The organism is Burkholderia sp. Se-20378, assembly GCF_017104665.1.
In the GTDB taxonomy this organism is placed as follows: domain Bacteria; phylum Pseudomonadota; class Gammaproteobacteria; order Burkholderiales; family Burkholderiaceae; genus Burkholderia; species Burkholderia lata.
Genome location: NZ_JAAGPG010000262.1, coordinates 1 through 11,368, shown reverse-complemented (window position 1 = coordinate 11,368; position 11,368 = coordinate 1). Strand labels below are relative to the sequence as shown.

Genomic DNA, 11,368 nt, shown 5'->3' with positions numbered 1-11,368 from the left:
GCGACGCCGAGCACGGCGCCGTCGACGCCGACCGTCGCACCGGCCGCCACGTTCTGCGCGAGCCAGTCGACGTGCGGCGCGCTCTGCTGCCCGCCCGTCATCTTCATCAGTTGCACACCCGTGCCCGCCAGTTCGGCATCGGCCTGCACCCAGTAGCGGCTGTCGACCCACAACCCCGCGAAATCCGCGGTCACGACCAGCGTGCCGACCGAGCCCGTAAAGCCGGACAGCCAGCGGCGGGCCTGCCAGCGCTCCGGCAGGTACTCGGACAGATGGGGATCGGCGGACGGCACGAGATAGGCGGCCAGGTCCTCGCGGGCCATGGCGCCACGCAGCAGCGCGAGGCGGGCCGGCACCGGCGAGACTTCGGGAAGACGGGCATTCATGATTTCACCTGAGAACATTCAGCGACGGGCCGACAGCGCAACCGTCACGGCTACGACGAGGAACGCGACACCGGTGCAGACCGGCCATTCGAGCGTCTCGCCATCGTAAAACAGTCCTGAGAGATTCCCGGCCATGCGGGCCGCACCCGCGCCGACGATGCCGGCGAGCACCGCGATCCACCATGCCGGCCGGCCCGTGCGCCGCATCGGATGCAGCCACCGGCCGAACAGCCCGACGGCCGCTCCCAGGACAAGGATTCCAAACCAGTTCATTCGACGCCTTCTATAAATTCAGATTCGTCCCATAGGCGTGAACGTTGCCAGCGGCTAGCATCGATTCATCCTTCGAACCCGAGACCAGCCGGGTGCCGCCAACATTCGAGTGTAGGGGCCGACTCGACGTTATGGCAAGCGCGCGCCGGCTGCCGTATTGAAGAAATTCTCATGCGAATCGCTCTGATCGATCCGGACGCGCGCCATGCCGCGCTCCTGAACCGCCTGCTCTTTGCGGGCGGTCACGTGTGCCACGCGTTTCCGTCCAGTGCGGCGTTCTTCGAGTGGCTCGCCACCGACACCTGCGACATGCTGATCACCGGCCATTGGGCCGGCGACCAGCCGGCCGAGGAAGTCATTCCGCGCGCGCAGACCATCCTGCCCGGGCTGCCGGCCATCGCCGTGATGCTGTTGCCGCGCGAAAGCGAAATCGTGTCGTGCCTGCACGCGGGCGCCGACGATTGCCTCGTGCGCCCCGTGAGCGGGCCCGAGATGCTCGCGCGCGTCAACGCGCTGAGCCGGCGCGCCGGCGTGCGCCGGCCACCCACCCGCTCGCGCGAAATGTATGGCGAATACGCGTTCGACGCCACGCACTGCCTCGTTCGCTTCGGCGATGCAATCGTTTCACTCACGCCGAAGGAGTTCCGGTTCGCGCAGCTGCTGTTCACGAACCTGTCGCGGCCGGTGTCGCGCGCCCATATCCTCGAAACGGTGTGGGCGCGCCGCCGCGACATGAAGTCGCGCACGCTCGATACCCACGCGTCCCGGCTGCGCAGCAAACTGCAGCTGCTTCCGGAGCGCGGCTACCGGCTGCTGCCGCTCTACGGCTACGGCTATCAGCTCGACCGCGTGCCGATCGAGCCCCCAAATTCGCGGCCCCGGCACGCTGATGCCCGGTATGCGGCGAGTGAGGAAATCGCTGAAACGCTATAATATGGGGCTAAACGATAGCCCTCGATATGCAACTCCTCACGATCGGAATCAATCACCACACTGCGCCTGTCGCCCTGCGCGAACGCGTGGCGTTTCCGCTCGAGCAGATCAAGCCGGCTCTCGTCACGTTCAAGAACGTGTTTCTCGGCCCCCAGGCGCCCAATACGCCCGAAGCGGCGATCCTCTCCACCTGCAACCGCACCGAACTGTATTGCGCGACAGACGATCGCGCGGCACGCGAAGGCGCGGTCCGCTGGCTGTCGGAGTATCACCGGATTCCGGTCGACGAGCTCGCGCCGCACGTCTATGCGCTGCCGCAGTCGGAAGCGGTCCGGCACGCATTCCGCGTCGCATCCGGCCTCGATTCGATGGTGCTCGGCGAAACCCAGATTCTGGGCCAGATGAAGGACGCCGTCCGCACCGCGACGGAAGCCGGCGCACTCGGCACCTATCTGAACCAGCTGTTCCAGCGCACGTTCGCGGTCGCGAAGGAAGTGCGCGGCACGACCGAGATCGGCACGCAGTCGGTGTCGATGGCCGCCGCCGCGGTACGTCTCGCGCAACGGATCTTCGAAAAGGTGTCCGATCAGCGCGTGCTGTTCATCGGCGCCGGCGAGATGATCGAGCTGTGCGCGACGCACTTCGCCGCGCAAGGCCCGCGCGAACTCGTCGTCGCGAACCGCACCGCCGAACGCGGCCAGCGGCTCGCCGAGCGCTTCAACGGCCGTGCGATGCCGCTCGCCGATCTGCCGACCCGCATGCACGAATTCGACATCATCGTGTCGTGCACCGCGTCGACGCTGCCGATCATCGGCCTCGGCGCAGTCGAGCGCGCGGTGAAGGCGCGCCGCCACCGCCCGATCTTCATGGTCGACCTCGCGGTGCCGCGCGACATCGAGCCCGAAGTCGGCAAGCTGAAGGACGTGTTCCTCTACACCGTCGACGATCTCGGCGCGATCGTGCGCGAAGGCAACGCCTCTCGCCAGGCCGCGGTCGCGCAGGCCGAAGCGATCATCGAGACGCGCGTGCAGAATTTCATGCAATGGCTCGACACGCGCAGCGTCGTGCCGGTGATCCGTCACATGCATACGCAGGCCGACGCGCTGCGCCGGGCCGAAGTCGACAAGGCGCAGAAGCTGCTCGCGCGCGGCGACGATCCGGCCGCCGTACTCGAAGCGCTGTCGCAGGCGCTGACCAACAAGCTGATCCACGGCCCGACGAGCGCGCTCAACCGCGTGAACGGCGCCGATCGCGATTCGCTGATCGACCTGATGCGCGGCTTCTACCAGCACGCACCGCGCTCGAACGACCAGTCCGGCCACTAGCGCCGGCCGATCGCCCTGCCGCCGGCCGCGTGCCGGCCTATCCTTTCCGAATACCCCTTGCCCGGGAGCGCCGCTCCACACCATGAAGACGAGCATGCAACGCAAGCTCGACCAGCTGTCCACACGGCTGGCCGAACTGAACGACCTGCTGAGCCGCGAAAACGTCACGGCCGACCTCGACCAGTACCGCAAGCTGACACGTGAACACGCGGAACTCGGCCCGGTGGTCGAACAGTACGCTCTGTGGCGCCAGTCGCGCAGCGACGAGACGGCTGCACAGGAACTGCTCGGCGATCTGTCGATGCGCGACTTCGCGGAAGATGAAATCCGCAGCGCGCGAGAGAGCATGACCCGCCTCGAGACCGAACTGCAGAAGATGCTGCTGCCGAAGGATCCGAACGACGAGCGCAACATCTTCCTCGAAATCCGTGCGGGCACGGGCGGCGACGAATCGGCGCTGTTCGCGGGCGACCTGCTGCGCATGTACCTGCGCTTCGCGGAACGCCAGCGCTGGCAGGTCGAAATGATGTCGGAGAGCGCGTCGGATCTCGGCGGCTACAAGGAAGTGATCGTGCGGATCGCGGGCCAGGGCGCGTATTCGCGCCTGAAGTTCGAGTCGGGCGGCCATCGCGTGCAGCGCGTGCCCGCCACCGAAACGCAGGGGCGCATCCACACGTCCGCGTGCACGGTCGCGGTGATGCCGGAAGCCGACGAAATCGGCGAGGTCGAGATCAATCCGGCCGACCTGCGGATCGACACGTTCCGCGCGTCCGGCGCGGGCGGCCAGCACATCAACAAGACCGATTCGGCTGTGCGCGTCACGCACATCCCGACCGGGATCGTCGTGGAGTGCCAGGACGACCGTTCGCAGCACAAGAACAAGGATCGCGCGCTGAAGGTGCTCGCCGCGCGCATCAAGGACAAGCAGTATCACGAGCAGCACGCAAAGGAAGCGGCCACACGCAAGAGCCTGATCGGCTCCGGTGACCGTTCGGAACGGATCCGCACGTACAACTTCCCGCAGGGCCGGATGACCGACCACCGGATCAACCTGACGCTGTACCGGCTCGAGGCGCTCATGGACGGCGATCTCGATGAACTGATCAGCGCGCTGGTCAGCGAACACCAGGCCGAACTGCTCGCATCGCTCGGCGATGCCGACTGAGGCCGCGATGCCCGACACCACCGCCGACGAACTGCTGCGCGCGTCGCCGCTCGACGCGGTCGATGCGCGCGTGTTGCTCGCGCACGCGCTCGGCTGGACCCGCACGCAACTGATCACGCGCGGCGACGCGCCGCTCGACGCAGCCGCGGTCGAACGCTACCGCGCGCTCGAGGCACGCCGCCTGGCCGGCGAGCCCGTCGCGCAGCTCGTCGGGATGCGCGAATTCTTCGGCCGGCCGTTCGACGTGACGCCCGACGTGCTGATCCCGCGCCCTGAAACAGAACTGCTCGTCGAAGCCGCGCTCGATGCGATCGACGGGCTGCCGCATCCGGCCGTGCTCGATCTCGGCACGGGTAGCGGCGCGATCGCCGTATCGATCGCCGCCGAGCGTCCCGATGCGCGCGTGTGGGCGCTCGACCGTTCGCCGGCTGCACTCGCGGTCGCGCAACGCAACGCCGGCAAGCTGCTCGACGCGCGCCGCCCCGGCGGCCCGCTGCACTGGCTGGAAAGCGACTGGTACGCGGCGCTCGATCCGGCGCTCGCATTCGACGCGATCGTCAGCAACCCGCCGTACATCGCGCAGCATGATCCGCACCTCGCGCAAGGCGACCTGCGTTTCGAGCCGCGCGGCGCACTCACCGACGATGCCGACGGCCTCAGCGCGATCCGCACGATCGTCGCGGGCGCCGGCACTTATCTGAAACCGGGCGGCACGCTCTGGATCGAGCATGGCTACGACCAGGCCGAGGCCGTGCGTGCGGTGCTTGCATCGCACGGCTTCGTCGCGGTCGAATCGCTCGCCGATCTGGCCGCCATCGAACGTACGACCGGCGGCCGCCTGCCGGGCTGATGCCCGGCCCGCCCGGTTGAAATCCGCTATCATTTCGATCTAACGCCCCGCTAACGCAAGGTCAGTCATGGACACCCAACAACGTATCAAGCAAATCGTCGACGAAAACCAGGTCGTGCTCTTCATGAAGGGCAACGCACAATTCCCGATGTGCGGCTTTTCGGGCCGCGCCATCCAGGTGCTGAAGGCCTGCGGCGTCGACCAGTTCAAGACGGTCAACGTCCTCGAAGACGACGAGATCCGCCAGGGCATCAAGGCATTCTCGAACTGGCCGACCATCCCGCAGCTCTACGTGAAGGGCGAATTCATCGGTGGCTCGGACATCATGATGGAGATGTACCAGTCGGGCGAACTGCAGCAACTGTTCGCCGCCGCGTAATACGCGTCGTTCCCTTTCGATGGCATCTCCCAGCGCGCCGCCACGCCGGCTGATCGTCGCGATCACCGGCGCCACCGGCGCGATCTACGGCGTACGGCTGCTCGACCTGCTGCGCGCTGCCGGCGGCGTCGAAACGCACCTGCTGATTTCGAACGCCGGCTGGCTCAACATCCAGCACGAACTGAAGCTGTCGAAGGCCGATGTCGAAAGCCGTGCGGACGTCGTGCATTCGGTGCGCGATGTCGGCGCGACGATCGCATCGGGGTCGTTCGCGACCGACGGGATGGTGATCGCGCCCTGCTCGATGAAGACGCTCGCGAGCGTCGCACACGGGCTGTCCGACAACCTGATCACGCGCGCAGCCGACGTCACGTTGAAGGAACGCCGCCGCCTCGTGCTGATGGTGCGCGAAACGCCGTTCAACCTCGCGCATCTGCGCAACATGACGGCCGTCACCGAAATGGGCGGCATCGTCTTCCCGCCGCTGCCTGCGTTCTACGCGATGCCGAAGTCGATCGAGGAGCTCGTCGACCAGACCGTCACGCGCGTGCTCGACCTGTTCGCGCTCAGCGCACCGCTGACGACGCCGTGGGCCGGCATCCGGCACGCTCAGTAAGCGCAAGTCGGCGCGAAGCGCGTTCTTCGCGCATCTTCGTCGATTGCCACGAAAATTCATTCGATTTCACGAATACAGCGCCCACCTTGCGTGGAACGCACTGCGTCGCCCCAATTATCAACAAACAAGCGTCAATCAAATTCCTTGACGCGGATTTATCAATGTTCGGTGCGCGCCTATAGTCACAGGCAAATCCCTTTGCAGGCCACCACCATGAACCGCTTGCCTTCGCTCTACCTGTCCCACGGCGCTCCGACGCTGCCGATCGACCCGACACTGCCGTCCGGTGCATTTACGCACCTCGCCGCCGAACTGCCGCGCCCGCGCGCGGTGCTGATGCTGTCCGCGCACTGGGGCACGCAGCGCCCCGCCGCCAGCATCGCCGCGCATCCGGAAACGATCCACGATTTCTACGGCTTTCCACAGGCGCTGTACGACATCCGCTACCCGGCGCCCGGCGCACCCGACGTCGCCGAGCGCGCGGCCGGGCTGCTGAATGCGGCCGGGATCGAGACCGCGACGACCGAGCACGGCCTCGACCACGGCGCGTGGGTGCCGATGCTGCTCATGTTCCCGGAAGCCGACGTGCCGGTGGCGCAGCTGTCGATCCAGCCGCGCGCGGATGCCGCCCACCACTTCGCGCTTGGCCGCGCGCTGCGACCGCTGCGCGACGAAGGCGTGATGGTGATCGGCTCCGGCCAGATCACGCACAACCTGCGCGCCGCCGATTTCAGTGCGGCACCGGAGGATGCGGACCCGCGCGTCACGGAATTCACCGACTGGTTCGAGGCGAAGCTGGCCGCGCGCGACGTCGACGCCCTGCTCGACTACCGCCGACAGGCACCGCACGCGGCGCTGATGCATCCGACCGACGAGCATCTGCTGCCGGTGTTCACAGCGCTCGGCGCGGCGGACGACGACTACCAGCTCGGCATCCAGTCGCTCGGCACGTACCAGCGCGTACTCGCGATGACGAACTACGTGTTCGCGAGCCCGGCCGCCTGAGCCGCGCACGACAACCGTCGACCGCCCAACAAAAAGCCCGCCCGAGCATCGCTCGGGCGGGCTTTTTTCCGCTGCTTGCTGCCGCCGCCGAATCCGGCGGCAGGTCACGCGTCAGGCACCGACCCCTTCGAGGATCTCGTCGTGCGATTCACGCTCGTCGAGATACTTGGTCCGGTAGCCGGTATTCACGCCCCAGAAGTAGAACACCAGCGCGATTGCCGCGACGACCAGCATGTCCCAGCCGTACGGCAGCACGCCGTGGCCGCCGAATTCCTTGCTGCCGATCAGCGACAGCACGGCCATCGTCGGCAGGTACGCGACCAGCCACCATGCGGCCTTCAGGTCGTCGCCCCAGCCGGTCCAGCCCGACTTCGCCTGGAAGTAGAAATACACCGGCAGCGCGACGATCATCAGCAGGATGATTTCGCCCGTCAGCGGCCACTTCGCCCAGTACAGGATCAGCGATGCGCAGACGAATGCGAACGGTGCGATCAGCTTCATCAGCGGAATCGACAGCGGACGCTCGATGTCGGTCGCCGCGCGGCGCAGCGCCATCAGGCTGATCGGGCCGGTCAGGTACGAGATCACCGTCGCCACCGAGATCACTGCCGCGAGCGAGCTCCAGCCGCGGAAGAAGAACAGGAAGATGAACGAGACGAGCAGGTTGAACCACATCGCCTGACGCGGCACGCCGTAAAGCGGGTGCACGTTGCCGAACATCTTCGGCATCGTGTTGTTGCGCTCCATCGCATAGATCATGCGGGTGGTCGTTGCCATGTACGTCGTGCCGGTGCCGCTCGGGCTGACGAATGCGTCGACGTACAGCAGGATCGCGAGCCAGTTCAGGTTCAGCGCGATCGCCAGTTCGGCGAACGGCGACTTGAAGTTGAAGTGCGACCAGCCCTGCGCGACGTCGGCCGGATTCACCGAGCCGATGTACGCCATCTGCAGCAGCACGTAGATCACGAGTGCGATCAGGATCGAGGTGATCACCGCGAACGGCACGCTGCGCGACGGGTTGCGCGCTTCGCCAGCGAGGTTCACCGGGCTCTGGAAACCGTTGAACGCGAACACGATGCCGCTCGTCGCGACCGCGGTCAGCACCGCCGACCAGCCGTACGGCGCAAAGCTTGCATTCGATGCGGTGCCGAGGTTTTCGGGATGGTAGCTCGTCAGCATCAGGCCGAGGATCGTGAGGCCGGGGATCAGGAACTTGAAGATCGTGATCGTGGTGTTCGCACGGGCAAACGCCTTCACGCCCCAGTAATTCAACAGGAAGTAGATGACGACCAGCACCGCGGACAGCAGCAGGCCGGGTACCGTCAACTCGCCGTTCACGAACAGCGCGTGCGCCCAAGGATAGGGCCACGTACTCATGTACTGGATCGACGCTTCAGCCTCGATCGGAATCACGGATACGATCGCGATCCAGTTCGCCCACGCGCTGATGAAGCCGACCAGCGAACCGTGCGAGTAGCGCGCGTAGCGCACCATGCCGCCCGACTCGGGGAACATCGCGCCCAGTTCCGCGTACGTCAGTGCAATTGCGAGAATCACGACAGCGCCGATGATCCACGCGCAGATCGCCGCCGGACCGGCAATCTTCGCGGCCTTCCAGGCGCCGAACAGCCAGCCCGAGCCGATAATCGAACCCAGCCCCGTCAGCATCAATGCAAACGGGCCGATGTTCCGTTGAATAGAACTCTTCACATCCTCTCCTGTGTCTCAAAAAGCATGGTCGGCCCGCGGTCCGGGATCGGCTCGGACAGCACCGCGCACGCAATTTTGGGGGGGCGAGTCACCCGATCAGGGCAACCCGTCCACGCGGCGCGTAGTTTAACGGTTGCACCTGAAACGTGGCGCCAAAATCGTTCGGCCCCTACAAAAAATTCGCGTCGTTTGCAAGCTTTGTAAACCTGATCTCCGCAATAACCCTGAGTCCACGGAAATACGGTTGACCACGCGATTGATAAGCCGTATAAAGGACTTCGCAGGATTTCAAGTGGCGAGTGAATTGGTTCTTTCGTAGTTCGCCCATCAACGGTACTCCGGTTGGTCCTATTACCCCTTCCTTGATTTTCCGCACCCCATGGGCCTCGGCCCCGTTTTATCTTTTTAGGAACAAGTAACATGGCAACCGGTACCGTCAAGTGGTTCAATGACGCAAAGGGCTTCGGCTTCATCACCCCGGAAGGCGGCGGCGACGATCTGTTCGCGCACTTCTCGGAAATCCGCGTCGAAGGCTTCAAGACGCTGCAAGAAAACCAGAAGGTTGAATTCGAAGTGAAGACGGGCCCGAAGGGTCTGCAAGCTGCGAACATCCGTCCGGTCTAAGCTTGGCGCGATAATTCGTGAAAAAAAGCCCCGCTTCGGCGGGGCTTTTTGTTTTTAAGCGCCGGTTGCCCGGCATGGCGGCCTTTCAGCCGCCCGCATTCAACCGAACAATCGCTGCGCGTGAATGCCGAGGCCCGTCGCGACACTCGCAAGGCGGTCGCCGAACACCGGCTGCGCATCCGGGAACGCACCCGCCAGCGCGCCCGACAGGAACGCGAGCCCCGTCGAGCCACCGGTGAAATACAGCGCGCCGACATCGCGCGGCGCAACGCCCGCCAGCCGTACCGTCTCGCGCGCGGCATCGACGATGCGTGCCGTGTCGTCATGGCTCGCGTCGACGAGTCGGTCGGCGTCGAACGCAATCTGCAGATCCTCTTCCACGTCGTTCAGGTCGATCATCGTCTCCCCGCCCGCCGCGACACCGATCTTCGCTTCTTCCGCGCGCGCCATCAGCGCATGTCCGAGCCGCTGCTCGACCACGCTCGTGAGCCGGTCGTACTGCTGCACCTGCTGGTACAGGTGCTTCATCAATTTCAGCTCGCCGAGCCGCTTCGGCGTGTAGACCGTGTTGATCAGGTGCCAGGTGGCGAGATCGAAGTAGATCTTGTTCGGCAGCTCGCGCCCTTCGGGGTCGAGCGAACGGTAGCCGAATGCCGGCAGGATCGCCGCCAGCTCGACACGCCGGTCGTAGTCGGTGCCCGCGACGTGCACGCCGTGGTGGGCCAGCACGTCGTCCTTGCGCTCGAGCCGCGCCATCCGTTCGGGCCCGACGCGCACCAGCGAGAAGTCGGACGTGCCGCCGCCGATGTCGGCGACGAGCACGAGGCGCTCGGCCTGCTGGCGCGATTCGTAGTCGAACGCGGCCGCGATCGGTTCGTACTGGAAGTGCACGTCCGTGAAGCCGACCGACCGCGCGGCGGTCTCGAGCTGGTCCTGGGCGAGGCGGTCGGCACGCGGATCGTCGTCGACGAAGAACACCGGGCGGCCAAGCACCGCACTGCCGATCGGCGCACCCGCGCGGGCTTCGGCCTTGCGCTTCAGGTGCGTCAGGAAGCGCGCGATGATTTCGGTGTACGCCATCGCGCTGCCGTCGCCGAGATCGGTCGTGGTTTCCGCGAGCGGCGAGCCGAGGATGCTCTTCATCGAGCGCATCAGCCGGCCGTCGAAACCGTCGATATAGGAAGCCAGCGCCGCACGGCCGTATTCGACCGTCTCTTCGTCGTTGTTGAAGAAGATCGCGGTGGGCAGCGTCAGGTGGTCGCCCTCGACGGGCGCGAGGCGCATGCCGTCGCCGTCGGGCAGCGCCACGGCGGAATTGGACGTGCCGAAATCGATCGCGCAGTAAGTCATGGGAAGTTGCCGCAGCGGGGCCGGCGCGAAAACGGAAAGGACGGGCTTTTTAACATGAAGCCCGCGGGATCACAACCGGGGCCGGCCAGCGGTGCCGCGCACCGGGCCTCGGCGGGACGTGCGCGGCCTGGCGCGCCGGGGAGACATGCGGGCGGGATGCGCGATGCAGCCCGTCCGCCTGACGGGTCAGGCTGCCGCGTCGAAACCCTTCTTCCACGCGCCCGCATAGACGACCTCGCCGATCGCATGGCGCGTGCGCGGCGCCTTCTCGCGATCGCGCAGCACCGGATCGAGCTTGTCGACGTTGCCGTAGTGACCGAGCGAGATGATCGACGGAATCGCGACGTCGGCCGGAATCGCGAACGCATCGCGGAACGCCTTCGCATCGAAGCCGCTCATCTGGTGGGCGGCCAGGCCCAGCGCGTGCGCCTGCAGCACCAGCGACATCGCGGCGGCGCCCGCGTCGTACAGCGCGGTGGGGGCCGGCTCACCCTTCGGCGTGAGCGTGTGCGCGGTCACCGCGATCAGCACGGGCGCCGGCGCATTCCAGCCCTGGTTGAACGGCACCAGCGTCGCGAACGCACGTTTGAATGCGTCTTCGTCCTGCGTGCGGTCGAATACGATGAAGCGCCACGGCTGCGCGTTGTAGGCAGACGGCGCCCAGCGGGCGGCTTCGAACACCGCGTGCAGATCGCCGGCGCTGACGGCTTCATCCGAATACGCGCGCGGGCTCCAGCGGCCCGCGATCAGGA

General features: G+C 66.0%; 13 protein-coding genes. 8 read left to right on the top strand and 5 right to left on the bottom strand.

What is annotated here, in order from left to right:
* Nucleotides 1–386: aminopeptidase P family N-terminal domain-containing protein (locus G3N93_RS24075; protein WP_206134106.1), on the bottom strand; the 386-nt coding region annotated here is incomplete at its 3' end.
* An 18-nt stretch (nucleotides 387–404) separates the two neighbouring features.
* On the bottom strand, nucleotides 405–659 hold the full coding sequence (locus G3N93_RS24070; protein ID WP_011350796.1) for a hypothetical protein: 255 nt from the start codon (nucleotides 657–659) through the stop codon (nucleotides 405–407).
* A gap of 171 nt (nucleotides 660–830) precedes the next feature.
* Here G3N93_RS24070 and G3N93_RS24065 point away from each other — a divergent pair, with 171 nt between their 5' ends.
* From G3N93_RS24065 to G3N93_RS24035, 7 genes are all read left to right on the top strand, one after another.
* Nucleotides 831–1,592, top strand: coding sequence for a response regulator transcription factor (locus G3N93_RS24065; protein ID WP_174939714.1), 762 nt, complete (start codon nucleotides 831–833; stop codon nucleotides 1,590–1,592).
* Between the two features lie 26 nt (nucleotides 1,593–1,618).
* A complete protein-coding gene (hemA, locus tag G3N93_RS24060; RefSeq protein ID WP_011350794.1) occupies nucleotides 1,619–2,917 on the top strand; it encodes a glutamyl-tRNA reductase in 1,299 nt (432 codons plus the stop codon).
* Nucleotides 2,918–2,999: 82 nt separating this feature from the next.
* On the top strand, nucleotides 3,000–4,082 hold the full coding sequence (gene prfA, locus G3N93_RS24055) for a peptide chain release factor 1 (protein WP_174939715.1): 1,083 nt from the start codon (nucleotides 3,000–3,002) through the stop codon (nucleotides 4,080–4,082).
* 7 nt (nucleotides 4,083–4,089) lie between these two features.
* A complete protein-coding gene (gene prmC / locus G3N93_RS24050; RefSeq protein WP_174939717.1) occupies nucleotides 4,090–4,932 on the top strand; it encodes a peptide chain release factor N(5)-glutamine methyltransferase in 843 nt (280 codons plus the stop codon).
* 67 nt (nucleotides 4,933–4,999) lie between these two features.
* A complete protein-coding gene (grxD, locus tag G3N93_RS24045) occupies nucleotides 5,000–5,311 on the top strand; it encodes a Grx4 family monothiol glutaredoxin (RefSeq protein WP_011350791.1) in 312 nt (103 codons plus the stop codon).
* Nucleotides 5,312–5,330: 19 nt separating this feature from the next.
* The gene (locus tag G3N93_RS24040) at nucleotides 5,331–5,927 is read left to right on the top strand and encodes a UbiX family flavin prenyltransferase (RefSeq protein WP_174939719.1); all 597 of its coding nucleotides are present in this window, start codon (nucleotides 5,331–5,333) and stop codon (nucleotides 5,925–5,927) included.
* Nucleotides 5,928–6,140: 213 nt separating this feature from the next.
* Nucleotides 6,141–6,932: a class III extradiol ring-cleavage dioxygenase gene (locus tag G3N93_RS24035; protein WP_174939721.1), complete on the top strand. Its 792-nt coding sequence runs from the start codon at nucleotides 6,141–6,143 to the stop codon at nucleotides 6,930–6,932.
* 111 nt (nucleotides 6,933–7,043) lie between these two features.
* Here the strand turns inward: G3N93_RS24035 and G3N93_RS24030 are convergent, their stop codons facing one another.
* Nucleotides 7,044–8,642: an APC family permease gene (locus G3N93_RS24030; protein WP_174939723.1), complete on the bottom strand. Its 1,599-nt coding sequence runs from the start codon at nucleotides 8,640–8,642 to the stop codon at nucleotides 7,044–7,046.
* A gap of 420 nt (nucleotides 8,643–9,062) precedes the next feature.
* Between G3N93_RS24030 and G3N93_RS24025 the strand changes: the two genes are divergently transcribed.
* On the top strand, nucleotides 9,063–9,266 hold the full coding sequence (locus G3N93_RS24025) for a cold-shock protein (RefSeq protein WP_006477070.1): 204 nt from the start codon (nucleotides 9,063–9,065) through the stop codon (nucleotides 9,264–9,266).
* Between the two features lie 99 nt (nucleotides 9,267–9,365).
* Here the strand turns inward: G3N93_RS24025 and G3N93_RS24020 are convergent, their stop codons facing one another.
* Nucleotides 9,366–10,616 (bottom strand): Hsp70 family protein, encoded by a 1,251-nt coding sequence (locus tag G3N93_RS24020; protein ID WP_206134105.1) that lies wholly within the window; start codon nucleotides 10,614–10,616, stop codon nucleotides 9,366–9,368.
* Nucleotides 10,617–10,802: 186 nt separating this feature from the next.
* Nucleotides 10,803–11,366, bottom strand: coding sequence for a nitroreductase family protein (locus G3N93_RS24015; RefSeq protein WP_241026676.1), 564 nt, complete (start codon nucleotides 11,364–11,366; stop codon nucleotides 10,803–10,805).
* Between the last annotated feature and the right edge of the window lie 2 nt (nucleotides 11,367–11,368).